Origin of the sequence: Desulfovibrio desulfuricans (assembly GCF_004801255.1) — a bacterium.
Taxonomy (GTDB): domain Bacteria; phylum Desulfobacterota; class Desulfovibrionia; order Desulfovibrionales; family Desulfovibrionaceae; genus Desulfovibrio; species Desulfovibrio desulfuricans_C.
In genome coordinates this window covers 1,210,107-1,225,950 of sequence record NZ_CP036295.1, presented here as the reverse complement: position 1 = coordinate 1,225,950, position 15,844 = coordinate 1,210,107, and the positions used below count along the sequence as shown (strand labels likewise).

The window sequence follows — 15,844 nt, the reverse complement described above, 5'->3', positions numbered from 1 at the left end:
ATAATGTCGCGCTGTACAGAAAAAGTCAGGCTGCTAGCTAATATATAATTTTATATGAAGATAGAATTTATATTACAAACAATACAATTGGTAGTTACCTATGCAATTTTACTGCAATTTATTTATTATAAAAAAAGTTATTTTAAATCAGCTAGTTAAATAACAATATCGGCTATGCCAATTGGGTAACTACATTGAGTACCATAATGTTTTGTGCTTTCTGGACGTTAATCAGTTCGAACTATACTGCAGGCAACAAAGTAGATATGCAATAAAAAAAAATGCAAAATATATTTTGTGCAAGCAAGTAAGAGTAAATATTTTTTAACACTGGAGATACACAATGAAGTTGTCAGCAAAACTGATTACTTTATCAACAATTCTTGCCTCGTTTTCTGCAATAATTGGCATTCTTGCGATTTTTGGAATGTCAAACATAAACAAAGACACACAGGATCTTTCAAAAAACTGGCTTCCAACAATAAAGATTGTTGGTGAACTCAACGGCTTTGTCAATGAATACAGACGCAACGAGCTTGTTTACATTTTGGCGTCCGATCCCGCACTCAAGAGCGAGTACGAAGGAAGACTGCACAAAACAGAAGCTAACATAAAGAACAAGATCAAGCAGTACGAGCCGCTGATATCTGAGCCGGAAGAAAAGGCCGCCTTTCCAAAATTTCTGGACGCCTGGAACAAATACATCGAAAACCACAAGCTTGTAGTGGAGCTGGCAAAGCAGAATAAAGAAGAGGAAGCGACAGCAAAAGTCCTTGGTGGGGCTCGCGACAACTACTTTAGCGCATTGACCTATCTGTCTACAATTATTGATGTCAACAACAAAGGTAGCGAAAAGTCGGCCCTCGATGCAGAAGCAGCCTACAATAATGGCAAAATTCTGACTATCTTCCTGATAATCTTTTCAATTTCAGCCGCCTCAATTATCTCAATACTGATAATTAAGGGCGTGCTGAAACAGCTGGGCGAAGACCCCGGCTACCTGCATGTTGTCGCCAGCGAAATCGCATCGGGCAACCTGAATGTGCATTTCAAGCCACTTAAGGGCGACGGCGGCGTGTACGGCGTCATTATAAAAATGGTTGACAAGCTGAAAGAAGAAATTGCCATAGCCGAAAGTAAATCCCGTCAGGCCGAGCAGGAGGCGCAGTCTGCGCAAGAGGCCAAAATGTTGGCCGACGAGGCCACCAAAAAGGCGGAACGCGCCAAGGCCGAAGGCATGTTCCACGCGGCTACGCAGCTTGAACGGGTTGTGGAAATTGTTTCTTCCGCTACCGAATCGCTTTCAGCGCAAATTGTCCAGTCAAGTCGCGGCGCTGACGAGCAGTCCAACCGTGTGCACGAAACCGCCACCGCCATGGAAGAAATGAATGCCACAGTGCTTGAAGTGGCAAGAAATGCGCAGGAGGCGGCCAATGCTTCGAGCCACACCAAGTCGCAGGCTGCGGAAGGGTCGCAGGTTGTCCATGAAGCCGTCATGGGCATAGAATCCGTTCAAAAGCAGTCGCTGGGCATAAAAGAAGACATGTCCGTACTGGGCAAGCAGGCAGAGGGGATTGGGCAGGTGCTCGACGTAATCGCCGATATCGCCGACCAGACCAATCTGCTGGCTCTTAACGCCGCCATTGAAGCGGCCCGCGCGGGCGAAGCCGGTCGCGGATTTGCTGTTGTGGCCGACGAAGTGCGCAAACTGGCCGAAAAGACCATGACCGCCACCCAGGAAGTGGGCAAGGCCATTACAGAAATACAGAACGGCACGCGAAAAAACATTGAAAGCGTGGAAAGCATGGCCACAGCCATTGAACACGCCACTACACTTTCTGCCCGCTCGGGTGAATCGCTCACGCAGATTCTGGCCTTTGTCGACCAGGTCAATGACCAGGTGCGTTCCATTGCCACGGCCAGCGAGCAGCAGTCCGCAGCCAGCGAAGAGATCAACCACTCGGTCGAGCAGGTGGCTACCATCTCTGCCCAAACAGCGCAGGCTATGGGCCACGCCAACGAGGCCGTCGCCGAATTGCTGCAGCAGGCGCAGGTGCTGAAGCAGCTTATCCAGGAAATGAAAAACCAGGGCTCGGCAGCCTAACGACCGCCCCACCCAGTCCATATTGCAGAGGCCGCCTTTTTTCGGGCGGCCTCTGCTGTTTTGCGGTGCCCCCGCCTGACGGAGCGTCAGCGATGCTGGCTTATCATAACGCCACCCAGCACCAGGGCGGAAGCCACGCACTGTACAGGCGCAAGGCGCTCGCCAAGGATGAGCATGCTGAACGCAAGCGTAAACACGGGGATAAGATTTATATACATGCTGGCTCTGGCTGCGGGCATGCGGCTTATGCTGAACCCGTACAGCGAATACGCGCCCACAAACACCCCCAGCCCAAGATAGACGACGCTCACAGCCGCGCGGCGCAGCTACCGACGGAGGGCCTGCCGCAAAGAGGGGGTTGATCCTTCCACCGCGTGGGAACAGCCGCAGGCGCAGGATTCAAAGGACCGGACAAGGGCTGCGACATCAGAGGCGAGCCGCCGCACGCACATGCAAGGTCCCGTCAAATGGAGCGCTCCCTGCGGGCTGCACCTCCACCTGACGGGACCTGCATTTTTGCTGTGCAGCTCCGGGCAACGCCCATCCGGCGTATGCTGTCGTTAATGCGTCAACTGGCCGCTGCCGCCGCCTCGCATGCGTCAATGCTCCCCTTGCCCAGCATGCGCATCAGATAATCGTGCCGCTCCGCCGCAAGGTTGCGTCCCTGTTCTCTGGCGCGGCGAATCTGCGCCGCATAGAGCTCAAGCGTACGGGGCGAGAGCGTCTCAAGCTCGCAGCGCAAATACCGGCGAAACATGCCCTGCCCGTTGCTTTTTATGACATGCGGATACCGGCGCTGCGCATCATGCAAAAAGGCCTCTTCCGCATCGGCAATTTCGTCCAGCAGGGGGCTTGTGCTCAGAGGCGGCAGGCGATCGTCCATGCGGGCGTATTTTTCGACCATAAAATTGCGGCTGTCGGCCTCTGCCTGACGCAGATCGTCAAGGTACGACACGAGTACAGCGTCTTCGTGGGCGGCATGAGCCATAAGGCGCATGGCGCGAAACGTGTCGGGCCGGGTCTGGCATACGGACACGCCGCCCTCGTTGTTGGTGGTCAAAAACATGGCCAGTTCGCGGTCAACAATCTCTGCCAGCACGGCCTCGCGGCCCGCGTGTTCCTGCATGACCTGTCTCCTTGCGCCTAGGCCGTTGGTGGCTTGGCCGCCATGGCCTGCAGGCAGACATCAAGATTCTTTTTGTAGCCCCGCGCATCATCGCCGCCGCCCAGACCAAGGCGACCGTACATCTCCACCGAGGCCTGCAGGGTTGCGGCGGCTTCGGTCCACTGACCGTCGCTGGCCAGGGCGACCCCGAGATTGCCCAGCGAAAAGGCCGTTTCTTCGTGCTCGCCCAGCAGCTCGCGCCGCAGGGCTACCGCCTGCCGATGCAAGGCGATGCCCTCGCTGAGCTGGCCGCGCTCTTCGCAGATGCGGCCAAGATTATTCAGGCACACGCCCAGCTGGGGCACGCAAAAGCCCTGCTTTTCCCATATTTCCTTTGCCTTGCGCATAAGCGACTCGGCCCGGTCAAAATCACGCTTGCGGTAGTACGCGGCAGAAAGCCGCAGCTGCGCCTCAGCAACCTGCGGCGAATCCGGCCCGCAAACCTCCACAGTCAGGTGCAGCGCTTCGCGCCCCAGCGCAAGGCTTTCATCAATTTTTCCAATGCCCAGCAAGGCATGGGCAAGATTCTGCACAGCGCCCAGGGTCATGGGAGCCGTTGCCCCAAGGGTGGAGCGCAGCAGCTCCACGCTGTCTTCAAGCGCCTTTACCGCGGCATCGGGCCGTTGCAGGGCAAAATGCGCCCGGCCCATGCCGTCCAGAACCAGAGCTCGGCACAGGGCGTCATCGGGGTAACGCGCGGCGAGCTTTTCAAGAGCGTCAATGCAGCTTTGCGGCTCGCCCCGCTTCATCAGGTCAAGCGCGGAGCGCAATTCGTCGAGCCATTGGCGTTGCGATGCCATACGGCAGCTCCTTTCAGCCTTGCAGCATGTCCATGCGCAGCAGGGCTGTTTCTTCTACATGCCGCATGATCTGCGGCCCGTGCTCCCAAAGCCAGTTTTCCGAGGCAGCGCTCAGGCCCGTCGAGCGCAGATGCTCCGCGACCTGCGCGCAAAAGTCCTCCACCGCCGCGACTATCTGCGCTTCATGCCCGGCCTGCTTGGGGGTCAGCGCTAGCAGGCGCAGCGTCCGCACCACCTGCGGGCCAAGCACCGGCAGATCGCCAGCCAGTCTGGCCGCCCATTTGTAAAACGGCATGTACCTGCGGTTGCACAAAAACACAAAGGAAAGCGCCGCCTCGGCAAAACGCGCCACAGCCAGCATGGCGGCCACGGGGTCGTCGCGCTTGAGGCTGCGGGGCAGGTTATACTGCCCTGTCTGCGCCATGATCATGCAGCGGGCGGCCATTTTTTTAAGCAGCACGTCACGGGGGTAACAGGCCAGCAACGTCTCGCGCCAGCGGGTAAACTGGCCGCCGTGGTCTTCAAAAACCTCGCCATTGGTGCAGGCCGCAAGCTGATGCTCGGGTATGGTCAGCCACTGCTGCCAGGTCGCCGGGGCATGCGAAAGCCCGGTAAAAAACGCGTAAAAATCTTCAATGGCCAACGGCCCCACGCGCCCTTGCCTGCGCTGCGGCGCAAGCCTGCTTTCGTAGCCCTTGATGTTGCGCGGCAGCCGGGCGATGGCCGCCTCTATGCGCGGCTGCTCCGCCCGCAGAACCTCACGGGGCAGCCAAAGGCAAAATGCAGCGCCAAAGTCGTGGTCCTGCGACTGCCCATCGTCGCAGCCAAAGCACTCCGACCCTTCGCCCACCAGGCCCACCGCCGCCACATCCATGATGTCCGCAAGCTCTGCGCGTAACTGCGGAAGGCAAGTTTCATAAAATTCGCGGGCAAGCTGCAGACCCTTCATACCAATGCTCCCACCAGATAATGATGCGCGCCCATGGCGCGCATCAACAAAAAAACAGCCAGGCCAGCAAGGCTCGCCGGTCCCTGCGAGGCTGGGCCGTGGGCCTTGCTGGCCGCGCATGCCGGGCCTTGCCGCTAGCTGCGCTTTATGGCCTCGATTTCCTTGACCTTACGGAAAATGGTGCTGCGATCCATCTGAAACTGGCGCGAAAGCTCGCTGATGGAGCCATAACGCTGCATGCCTTTTTCGATAACCGCTGTTTCCACTTCCTTCATGATACTTTTGAGCGACCGCCCTTCAATGGAGGGCAAGGCGTACTGCCCATCGGACGATTCGCACGGCGGCAGCGGGCGGATGCCCGCCAGATCGCGCACGCCCACAAGCCCGTGCTTGCAGGTGACCACCAGGCCCTGGACGAGGTTTTCCAGCTCGCGCACATTGCCGGGCCAGGTGTGGTTTTGCAGCACCTGCTTGGCGTCTTCGGACAGGCTGACGGCTTTGCGGTATTTTTTGCCGTAAAAGGTCAAAAAGCTCTGCGCCAGCGGCAGAATATCCACGCGTCGCGAGCGCAGGGGGGGTATGTTGAGCACCGCGACCTTGAGCCGGTAATAGAGGTCAGACCTAAACGCGCCCCTGGCGACCTCGCGTTCCAGCTCCTTGTTGGTGGCGGCAATAACGCGCACGTCAACCTTTTTGGGCACAGTGGCCCCCACGCGCAGCACTTCCCAGTCCTGCAGCACCCGCAAGAGGCGCGACTGCATGGTCATGGGCAGCTCACCTATTTCGTCAAGAAACAGCGTGCCCGACGAGGCCGCTTCCACGAGCCCCGCCTTGCCATTTTTGCTGGCCCCGGAAAAGCTGCCCGGCACGTAGCCGAACAGCTCTGTTTCAATCAGGTTTTCGGGTATGCTGCCGCAGTCTACCTTGATAAAGGGGGCGTCGGACCGCATGCTGTTGTGGTGGATGTGCCGCGCCACGACGTCCTTGCCCACGCCGGTTTCGCCCAGCAGCAGAACCGTGGCGTCCGTTTCGGCAATGGCCGAGGCCTCGGCGTACAGACGCTGCATGACAGGGCTTTGCACCACACGCGGGTACTGGTTGCCCGTCACCCCTTCGCTGCTGAGGTTCTGGAATGTTTCAAGCAGTTCGCGCTGCGCGGTGATTTCTTCGCGCAGCTCGGTAAGGGCTGTTATATCGCGGATAACAGTGACAACGTAGGCCACCTGACCCGTCGCATCCTTTACCGGATGCCCGTCAAGCAACAGCGTGCGCCCGTTGTACAGGTTTTGCACGCTCGAAACCTTTTGCCCGGTCTCCACAATGCGCGGATTGAGCACCACGTCAAAAATGCCGTTCTGCACCATATCCTGAATACGGCTGCCTATCATCTTTTCGCGGGCGATCCCCGTAAGCTCGGCGTGGCGCTTATTGACAAGCGTAACGATGCCTTCCTTGTCGGTAACGCATATGGCGTCGCGGAAGGTATCGCAAAGTTGTTCTACATAGTCGGCTAGCATGTGGGGATTGTACATGCATTATCTCCCAGGGCGCAAGTGCGCTCCCACGCCCGGTTTGCCGGGCATGGGAGCAAAATGAAAGGCGCCGCCGGCTGGCAAAAGCCGGCAGCGTGCTTCATCTAGAACCCTTCGGCGCTGGTGGCTTCGGCCATCACAGTTTGAGGGGCTTGGGCAACGATTTTTTGCGTAGCCTGCGCGTTGCGACGGGCACGGGCCATGCGGCTCAGCCACAGGGTGGAAAGGGCGCTGAGCAGGCCTATGCCGGCCAGATACCCGCAGAGATACCACGGCGCGCCGTCGGCCATGCCGGTAAGCATGGTGGCGACCATGGGGGTCATGCCGGAAGCAAAGATGGCGGTGAACTGATACACAAATGAAATGCCCGAGTAGCGCACCGAGGCGTCGAAGCTTTCAGAAAACACGCTGGACATGGTGCCAAACACGGCCGCGTGCAGAATGCCGAAAGGCAGTGCAAGAGCCAGCACGACGCACAGATAGTTGCCGGAAAAATTATGCAGCACCCAAAAGGCCGGAAAGCTCGAAATACCAAGCAGTACAGCGCACACGCCGTAAATTTTGGCCTTGCCGTGCCGGTCGGCCATATGGCCCCAGAAGGGGATAAAGCAGGACATGACAAGCGACGAAATCATCACGGCGGTAAGCGCGGCCGAGCGGCCGATGCCGTGCTGCTGCGTAAGGTAGGTCAGCGAATACACGCCAAAGACGTTAAAGGACACGCCGTCGATAAACCGCGCGCCCATGCAGGCCAGCATCATCTTGGGGTAACGCTTGAAGGCGTCCAGCAGGGGGAACTTGGCTTCGGGCATCTGCTGCCTGGCTTCGGAAAAATCCTTGGTTTCCTGCACAGTGCTGCGCATGTAGCCGCCCACGGCAAGCAGCACGGCAGACAGCAAAAAGGCTACGCGCCAGCCCCAGTTAAGAAAGGCCTCGTCCGTAAGCGTGACGGAAAAAAAGCCCACAATGCCCGACGCAAGCAGCAGGCCCAGCGACATGCCGATCTGCGGCAGGCTGGCGTAAAAGGCGCGCCTGTCGGCGGGGGCGGATTCGTAAGACATGAGCACAGCGCCGCCCCACTCGCCGCCAAGGCCGATGCCCTGGGCAAGGCGGCACAGGATAAGCAGAATGGGAGCCCAGATGCCTATGGCGTGATAGGTGGGGATAAGACCAATGCAGACAGTGGCGATGCCCATGATTTCCAGAGTCAGAATGAGCATTTTTTTACGGCCGAGCTTGTCGCCAAAGTGGCCAAAAATCACGCCGCCCAACGGCCGCGCCACAAAACCCACCGCAAACGTGGCAAAGGCAAGCATGGTACCTATGCGTGCGTCAAAATCAGGAAAATACAGCTTGTTGAAAAAAAGCCCGGCCACAACGCCATACAAAAAGAAGTCATACCATTCGATGACTGCCCCGATGATGGACGAGGCCACAACGCGGCGCAGATTTTTTTTCTGGTCGTGAGTCATTTGTTCGCTATGCATGGTTTTCCTTTTGATCCTTTCGCCTGAATGTACTTACTGACGTTTACGGCAAAGCGCTACGTCCTGGGGGGGGAACATTCCCAATTTGCCACTTCGGATATCTTTTGCCGGGAGGCGAAGCCGATCATCCGCTCCCGGTTTAGCTCGGCCGGGCAGGCGCGTACGGCGCACCCGCCCCTGTACGATTATTTGATGTTGAGCAGCCGGGCCGCGTTGTTGTACATGACGTTTTGAAGTGTTTGCGGCGTAAAGGGCAGGCGCTTGTAAAGGTCGATCTGCTCCTGAAAATCCATAAAGGGCGCGGCGCTGGCAAAAAGCACCTTGTCGCCGATAAGGCTGTTGGCGGCCTTGATGTAGCCCTCTGAAAAAGGCTGCTCCTCATATTCCGCAAGGTCGATAAACACGTTGCGGTTGCGGTGCACGGTCATGATGGCCTCGCTCACCCAGGGGTAGCAGCCGTGGCTGATGACAATCTTGAGCTTGGGAAAGTCGGCGGCGACGCGGTCGATGTGCCGGGGGTGCGCGTCGTCCATCACAGCGCCGTCAACCAGCGTGGCCGGGCCAGTCGTGATGACGATGGGCACGTCGAGCTCGCAGCATTTGGCGTAGATGGGGTAAAACCTGGCGTGGCTTGCGGGAATGCGCGCAAGGTAAGGATCAATGGCCGCGCCCCGCATGCCAAGGCTCACCATGCGGGTAAGCTCGGCGGTGGCGTCCATGCCCTTGTGGGGGTCAAGACCGGCAAACCCGATAAATTTGTCGGGGTACAGGCGCATGAGCTCGAGTATGCCGGGGTTGGCGGAGCCAAGACCGTACGTTGTTTCGGCATCACGCCCGGTTACGACGCCCTTGACGACGCCCCTTTTGTCCATGTCGGCAACGATCTTTTCAATGGGCTCCGGCTTGGCTCTGTCCGCGTAGTTAAAGAACTCAAACATGCCGCCGAACACCTTGTTTGCAAGCATGCCCTTGACGGCGTCGGGGGTGCTGGGACGAAAACGGAAATCTATGATTTTCATAATGCGTACCTTTAGGAATAAAAATTGCGCCTTGCGGCTGTGCATCCCTAAAGGCAAAAAGCGTGCCTATTGTGAAATTGAGTGCAAAAACAGTCCGATTAAAGTAATCAGCTGCTAATATCAATAAAAAATAATAAAGATATCAGCGTATTAAATATTTTTTCCAACAACCAGACCATAAATACCAGCAAAATGCCGCACCAGCCTCACCGTTGTGCGGTAGGGCTGCCCAGCATTTGTCCCCCCCCATGGGGTGAACAAAATATTTTAACATTTCTAACACGCTAAAATAATTACCTTATATTATAAGTAATGCTAGTTATTCTCGATAGTTAGAATCAAATTGCAACCTGTTGCAATATTGCATCAAGTTGAGCAGTGCGCTAGATTTAAATGATAACAGCGTATTATGTATAATTTTCAATCCTTGACTGTGCAAAAAAACACACCATGAACATGCGCCTGTGCATTTATACACAACCAAGACAACACCCCATAAAAATGACGCCTGCAGACGGTTGCCCCACGCTTCACGCAGGCGTCACGCAGGCGGGCAATCCATTGGCAGGCGCGTATATTTGCTTTTTGGGCCTGTCTACGGCCGCAAAAAGGCCCATTTTCCCTTTGCCGCAAAGCAAGCAGGGAAAACGGGCCCATTAAGGATACACTAAAGGGAGCTTAATTGCGCATGCAGCCCCTAGCTTTCATCGCTCAAGGGACGAAAGCTCTTTTTTGTTGCGCCGCACACCGGGCAGCACCAGTCTTCAGGCAAGTCTTCAAATCGTGTGCCAGCCGGTATCTTGTGGCGTTTGTCTCCCCGGTCGGGGTCGTAAACATAACCGCAATTGACCATCTGGCAGCGCCACATATCCTTGGGGTCGGCCATCGTCCGCTCCACCTAGCCCGCTGCAGGGGTAGCGGTTACAAAGCCCTTAGTGGCGGGCCCAGTGGTGGAGGGCGTACCCGCTATCTTGGCAAGGTAAGTATCGCCCAGCTTTTTGATGTGGCCGTCAATGTTGTCGTAATAGGTTAGGTGGGCCTGCTCTTCATCAATAATACGCTCAAAGAGGCGCGAGGAAACGATGTCGCCCGCTTCCTTGCAGATGGCAAGAAAACCGCTGTAAGCCTCAATGGTGATTTCTTCCTGATTGGCATCGGCCCCGTAAATAGCGGAAACTTCCTGCCCGGTAACGATCTTGCCGTCTTTTTGCGTGGTGGGCTCGCCGCCCAGCTCCTTGATGCGTTCGGCAAAGTTTTCGGCATGACGCATTTCGTCAATGGCAATGAGCTTCATGTTGGCAGCCAGCTCGCCGTAATCCATATCGTCCAGGTTGTAATGCTGGTTCATATACTGATGGATGGCAAACAGCTCCATGGCACGTGCCTTGTTGAGCACTTCGATGACTTTGGCCTTGCGGCTTTCCCTGTTTTCAGCCATGACGCAAGCTCCTTGGTTATATAACAGGTTCAAGATGCTTTATTGATAATACGAATGGTGAAATGTCTCAAGCAAACGGAGCGCACGCCGCAAAACATTTTCAGATCTACTGGGTTATTTCCAGCGAGTTGGCGCAGATTTCGCAAACCCCGTCGTACTCCACCCGCGAGCTGAGTATGCGCGCAAAGCCCATGGCGTGCATGCCCTCGACAGGGGGAGCCTGCTTTACGTCTTCCACATCGCCAATGCGCCCGCAGTATACGCAGCGCACATGCTGATGGTGCGAGATATCGCCGTCAAACCGTTTGGTCGAACCCGCTGCCTCAAGACGGCGAATCTCGCCGCTGTCCGCCAGAAAATCCAGATTGCGATATACGGTTCCCAAGCTGATCCGGGGCAGGCGCTCCCGTACGATGCTGTACAGTTCGTCCGCCGTCGGATGGCTCTTGAGCTTGCGCAGTTCTTCCAGAATAACTGCACGCTGCCGGGTCATTCGTGTTTGTGTTTGGGCCATACGAGCCTCCAGTGTTGCTAAAAATTACTGTTATCGCGGATTTCTGTCAAGCCCAAACTCAACCAAAAGACTAAGACTTGCTCGCGGTAAAAAAAAGCCTGCAATGATTGACCATATTATCGGGAATATGGATACGATTCAGAAAAAAAAAGTGGATCAACAAGCCGTGCGGCGCTAAAAAAAGCCGCAGACCCGCGCCACATGCGCGCACAGAGCGCGCAAAGACTCATCTGTCGCAGAGCGGGTACATAAATAACTTTCAAAAAGGCGTCAAGATGCGCGGGCAAATTGCAACAATGCCCTCTGCCCCGCCGCAGCCATTAGTTCACGCAGGGTTTGTTTGCCCGCACCCATATTCCACTGCGGCACGCGCCGCGCCCCACAGCCCGCTGTTTGCATCCGCGACAAGGTATATGGGGACGCCCGCCACCAGATCGCTGGCGCCGACAGCCAGCTCAAGCTCATGCGCAAAACCCTGGTGCGTTACGCACAGCGGATTTTTGGCAATGATGCCCCCGGCAATCCACAGGCCGCCACGGCACAAGGTGCTCAGCGCCCACTGACGGCAAAAGCGCCCGATAAAACGGGCGTACCAGTGAAGTGTGGGGGATTCGCACGCGAGGGCCTCGGCCCCGACCGCAGGAGGATAAAAAAACTGGCCCGAAAGATAATAGTGCAGCAGGGAGAGCCCCTCGCCGCAGAGCACGTTTTCCACAGTAGGGTATTCGTGCCCAAGCTCGCGGCGCAAAAAGGCCTGGTAAGCCTGCTCCTCTGCCCCCACAAAGGGAAAGGCCGCGTGCCCGGCTTCGGAGGGAACAGCCATCCACCTGCCGTCCGGGCCTCCGCAACGGATGAGCGAAGCCGCGCCAAGGCCCGTGCCCGCGCCAAGCACGGCTCGTGTTGCAGTGCAAGCGTCTGCGGGGAGAGGGGGGACGCCGCGCAGCCGTCTGGCGGCAGTGCCGGAGGACGTCAGCGTGGCAAAGGCCTGCGCGGCAAAATCGTTGACCAGCAAGCAGCCAGACAGACCGTACCTCTGCCCGGCCCCGCTCAGGTCGACCCGCAGCCCGCCGTTGGTGAGCCTGCCCTGCAGCCCGCGCGTTGGCCCGGCCAGGGCGACGGCAAGTCTGTCGCCAGCGGCAAAAGGGGTCTGCAAAAGTTGCTGCATGGCTTGCAGCATGTCTTCGGCAGTGGTCAGCTCAGCCGACTTTGCCCACACCGCAAGCTTGAGCGTGAGGTTGCCCTCATACTCGCTGAACAGGGCAAACCTTGCGTTGGTTCCACCTATATCGGCTGCGAATATGCGTTGCATTGAACGTCGCCAGGCATCTCCGGGTTATGACAATCCCCGCTGCTGGTCGTCTATTTTGCGCACTATGCCCGTGGTGCTGCATCCGTCGACCAGACGGGCAAGGTAAACCCTGCCGCCACCCTGCTGCACGACATCCGCGCCCACAACCGCATCAAGGCTGTAGTCGCTGCCTTTTACCAGCACATCGGGGCGCAGGGCCGTAATGAGTTCAAGGGGGGTGTCTTCGCCAAACAGCACAATGGCGTCAACGTCCGACAGGGCCGCCAGCAGCAGCGCCCGGCTGTTTTCGTTCTGGATGGGGCGCGTGGGGCCCTTGAGGCGTCGCACCGAGGCATCGCTGTTGAGGCCCACCACAAGGCGGTCGCCCTGGGCTGCGCTTTGCCGGATAAGCGAAATATGCCCCGGATGCAGCAGGTCAAAGCAGCCGTTGGTAAAAACGACGGTTTCGCCCTTTCTGCGCCATTCTTCAATTTTTTCCACAAGGTTTGGCAGGCTGAACAGCTTTGGGTTGTCGCTCTGCTCGCGCAGAGCCTCATTGAGTTCGGCAAGCGACACAGGGGCCGTACCCATTTTACCCACGGCCACCCCCGCCGCAGCATTGGCAAGGTGCATGCTTTCGGCCCAGGGCAACCCCTTGCCCACGCAGGCGGCAAGGGTGGCAATGGCAGTATCGCCAGCGCCGGAAACGTCGGCCACTTCGCGCACGGCGGCGCGGCAGTAAACCGGCGATTCGCCGGGGCAGAAAAGAGCCATGCCCTTGGGGCCGCGCGTAACAAGCAGCCGCTCGATGCCAAATCGGGCCCGCAGCTCGGCAGCGAGAGATTCGCGCTTTGACCGGTCAAGCTTTGCGTTCACCTCAAGTCCGCAGGCCACGTCAAATTCACCGGCATTGGGGGTTACGCAGTGCGCACCGGCGTAACGCCGCCAGTCGCTGCCCTTGGGGTCGACCAGCACGGCAATGCCCAAACTGCGCGCAGCCTCAATGACAACACGGCACAAATTGCTGCCGTTGGCCGTTTCAAGCAGTACGCCCTTGGCGTAGTCAGACAGTATTACCGCCTGACGCCCCTGCAGGAGGGAGAGCACCCGACTTTCCAGCGCCTCGGCTTCGTCGGCGGCCAGGGGGGCGCTTATTTCTTCGTCAAGCCGCAGCAGTTGCTGCCCCTGCGCCAGCACACGCGTTTTGCAGGTGGTGCGCCGGAAGGCGGAAGCAGCCAGGCCGTCGCCAATGCCCTCTGCTGCAAGAGCCGCCCGCAGTTCTTCTGCTGCGGCATCCTGCCCCACTACCCCGGCCACGGCCACATCCACGCCCAGCCGGGCCAGATTGCGCGCCACGTTGGCCGCGCCGCCAGGCACAGACCAGCGCTTTGCCACAGAAACGACAGGCACTGGAGCCTCGGGCGAAATCCTTTTGACCTGCCCGGCAATGTAATGGTCAAGCATCACATCGCCCACAACCAATACGCGCACTCCGTCAAAATTCATGGCGCTCTCCCGGCGGGATCAGGCTTTACCGCAGGCCTTTTTGATCAGTTCGCTCAGCCGGGCCTCGGTACGGTCGGCATCGGCAAGCGCAAACACGGACTTGCGCGCCGCGTCGCCCAGGCGTTTGCGTTCATCGGGGCGGGAGGCAAGGGATTCCAGAACATCAGCCAGGGCTCCCACGTTATCCTGTGGCACAATACGCCCATTGCCGCCGTCTTTCACGGCCTCGGCATGGCCGGGCAGATCGCTGGCGACCACAGCCAGACCAAAGGCAAGCGCTTCCACCAGAGCAGAAGGCACGCCGTCGGCTTCGCCGCCTGCGGTTTTGCGGCCAGGAGCCACAAAGACATCAGCCCGGTTGTACATGTCCGCCATATTTTCGTGAGGAACCTGCCCGGTAAACTGCACGCGTCCACGCAGGCCAAGCCGCCAGGCAAGCCAGCGCAGGCGCAGTTTTTCCGGTCCCTGTCCCACGATGGTCAACGAAAAATTCACTTTTCTGTCCGCCAGCAGACGGCAGGCCCTGAGCAGCAGGTCATAGCCCTTGCGCCGCGCAATGGTGCCCACGGCCAGCAGGTTGAGATCCGCTGCGTCTTCCACCCCATCCTGGCCGTCGCCTTTGGGGGCGGGCATCTGCTCCTCCGGCTCGTCGGGCGGCGTAAGCGTAAGCGGGTCGCGCAGCACCATGAGTTTGTCTTTCAGCTCGGGCAACAGCTGCAGCATGGCATCGCGCGTGGCCTCTGTGTCGCAGCGCACAAACACGGCGTCCGCGCCCTTGGCGGCCCAGTTAAGGCCAGGCTCGGCAATGTCCTGCGCGCGCACGCCAAAGGCGTACGGCACATGCAGAATGCGCGAGGCTACCCAGCTGGCCGTGGCGGGGCCATGAGCCCCTGCGGCGTACAAAAATTCGATGTTTTCTTCCTGCCCCCAGCGCGCAAGCATGGCCCCGGCGCAAAAGGCGCGCAAATGATCCCACCAGCGGCTGCCCCAGCGCCCACGGCCCGGCAGTTTGCGCCAAAGCGCCCACAGCTGGGACGAGGCCCCGCGCATGAGACGCAGCATGACAAGACAGGCGGTCAGTACGCGCAGCGTGCCGATGCGGCGCACGGCCAAAGGCAGGGCGTATCCATCGGGGTTGCCCAGCAGGCCGTTGTCGCGGATGGCGTAAATGCGGGTAAGCAGGCCTGCCGCGTGCATGCGGTGCGCCTCGTCCATAAGGCATTGGCCCGAAGCTTCGGGAAAGCACTCGGCAACCATTGCGCCGCGCACCACGGGTACAACGCCCTGAAGCAGGTTGTGCGAAACGGTGGTGGGCATCTCCGGCACGTCGCGCTTGCGGCAGTGCAAAATGCCGTCTTCAAGCGTGTAGATGCTGTCGCAGAATTCGGCCATCTTGGGGTCGTGCGTGACCATAACCATCGACACGCCGCCGGTGTGGCAGAGCGAGCGAAAGTTGTCCATGATCAGACGGCTGGTCTTGGCGTCCAGCGCGCCCGTGGGTTCGTCAGCCAGCAGGATGCGCGGGTTGTTGACCATGGCGCGGGCAATGGCCACACGCTGCTGCTCGCCGCCCGACAGACGGTTGCTGCGGTAATGCACGCGCGCCGAAAGCCGCACCAGTTCAAGGGCGCGGATGACCCGCTCCCAGCGTTCTTCTGGTGGAACCTTTTCGAATATCAGTGGAAATTCAACATTTTCAAACACTGTGGAGTGGTCAAAAAGGTTGCTTGACTGCATGACAAAGCCCATGGTGCCGCGGCGGAAGCTGGCCGTCTGCTCGCGGTCGAGCGTCAGCACGTCCTTGCCGAGAATTTCGAGCGACCCGGCATCGGGCGCGTGCAGCATCCCCAGCACGTGCAGCATGGTGGACTTGCCGCAGCCCGAAGGCCCCATGATGGCCACCATCTCGCCGGGAAGAACCTCAATGTTTACGCCGCGCAACACCGGCGAAAAACCGGCGTAGCATTTGTATAAATCCTTGGCGACTATAACGGGTGCCATGATCCACCTTGTCCATGCGCGGCAGGGCCGCAACAACGCGG

14 protein-coding genes are annotated in these 15,844 nt (G+C 58.3%); 1 reads left to right on the top strand and 13 read right to left on the bottom strand.

Translation table 11 applies throughout. The features are described from left to right. Window positions 1-343 precede the first annotated feature (343 nt). Window positions 344-2,104 (top strand): methyl-accepting chemotaxis protein, encoded by a 1,761-nt coding sequence (locus DDIC_RS05150; RefSeq protein ID WP_136399447.1) that lies wholly within the window; start codon window positions 344-346, stop codon window positions 2,102-2,104. An 86-nt stretch (window positions 2,105-2,190) separates the two neighbouring features. Here DDIC_RS05150 and DDIC_RS05145 read toward each other — a convergent pair whose 3' ends face one another. The 13 genes from DDIC_RS05145 to DDIC_RS05085 all read right to left on the bottom strand — a co-directional run bounded on the left by DDIC_RS05145 (window position 2,191) and on the right by DDIC_RS05085 (window position 15,803). Next, window positions 2,191-2,415 carry a DMT family transporter gene (locus tag DDIC_RS05145; protein WP_168732471.1) on the bottom strand — a complete coding sequence of 75 codons (225 nt, stop codon included), beginning with the start codon at window positions 2,413-2,415 and terminating at the stop codon, window positions 2,191-2,193. Window positions 2,416-2,672: 257 nt separating this feature from the next. Then, a complete protein-coding gene (locus DDIC_RS05140) occupies window positions 2,673-3,230 on the bottom strand; it encodes a DUF4125 family protein (protein ID WP_136399445.1) in 558 nt (185 codons plus the stop codon). A 17-nt stretch (window positions 3,231-3,247) separates the two neighbouring features. Then, window positions 3,248-4,069, bottom strand: a complete 822-nt coding sequence (locus DDIC_RS05135; protein WP_136399444.1) for a tetratricopeptide repeat protein — start codon at window positions 4,067-4,069, stop codon at window positions 3,248-3,250. A gap of 13 nt (window positions 4,070-4,082) precedes the next feature. Continuing rightward, window positions 4,083-5,018, bottom strand: a complete 936-nt coding sequence (locus DDIC_RS05130; RefSeq protein ID WP_136399443.1) for a DUF4037 domain-containing protein — start codon at window positions 5,016-5,018, stop codon at window positions 4,083-4,085. Window positions 5,019-5,152: 134 nt separating this feature from the next. Continuing rightward, window positions 5,153-6,550: a sigma-54 interaction domain-containing protein gene (locus tag DDIC_RS05125; RefSeq protein WP_247647561.1), complete on the bottom strand. Its 1,398-nt coding sequence runs from the start codon at window positions 6,548-6,550 to the stop codon at window positions 5,153-5,155. 104 nt (window positions 6,551-6,654) lie between these two features. Further along, window positions 6,655-8,037 carry an MFS transporter gene (locus tag DDIC_RS05120; protein ID WP_247647560.1) on the bottom strand — a complete coding sequence of 461 codons (1,383 nt, stop codon included), beginning with the start codon at window positions 8,035-8,037 and terminating at the stop codon, window positions 6,655-6,657. 185 nt (window positions 8,038-8,222) lie between these two features. Then, window positions 8,223-9,056: an amidohydrolase family protein gene (locus tag DDIC_RS05115; RefSeq protein WP_136399442.1), complete on the bottom strand. Its 834-nt coding sequence runs from the start codon at window positions 9,054-9,056 to the stop codon at window positions 8,223-8,225. Window positions 9,057-9,753: 697 nt separating this feature from the next. Further along, the gene (locus tag DDIC_RS05110; RefSeq protein ID WP_136399441.1) at window positions 9,754-9,942 is read right to left on the bottom strand and encodes a rubredoxin; all 189 of its coding nucleotides are present in this window, start codon (window positions 9,940-9,942) and stop codon (window positions 9,754-9,756) included. Window positions 9,943-9,954: 12 nt separating this feature from the next. Then, window positions 9,955-10,494, bottom strand: coding sequence for a bacterioferritin (locus tag DDIC_RS05105; protein WP_136399440.1), 540 nt, complete (start codon window positions 10,492-10,494; stop codon window positions 9,955-9,957). A gap of 106 nt (window positions 10,495-10,600) precedes the next feature. Next, complete coding sequence (locus tag DDIC_RS05100; RefSeq protein WP_136399439.1) at window positions 10,601-11,008, bottom strand: Fur family transcriptional regulator; 408 nt, start codon at window positions 11,006-11,008, stop codon at window positions 10,601-10,603. Window positions 11,009-11,333: 325 nt separating this feature from the next. Beyond that, window positions 11,334-12,317 (bottom strand): glucokinase, encoded by a 984-nt coding sequence (locus DDIC_RS05095; RefSeq protein ID WP_136399438.1) that lies wholly within the window; start codon window positions 12,315-12,317, stop codon window positions 11,334-11,336. A 24-nt stretch (window positions 12,318-12,341) separates the two neighbouring features. Next, window positions 12,342-13,802: a D-glycero-beta-D-manno-heptose-7-phosphate kinase gene (rfaE1, locus tag DDIC_RS05090; protein ID WP_136399437.1), complete on the bottom strand. Its 1,461-nt coding sequence runs from the start codon at window positions 13,800-13,802 to the stop codon at window positions 12,342-12,344. Between the two features lie 18 nt (window positions 13,803-13,820). Next, on the bottom strand, window positions 13,821-15,803 hold the full coding sequence (locus DDIC_RS05085; RefSeq protein ID WP_136399436.1) for a glycosyltransferase: 1,983 nt from the start codon (window positions 15,801-15,803) through the stop codon (window positions 13,821-13,823). Window positions 15,804-15,844: the final 41 nt, after the last annotated feature.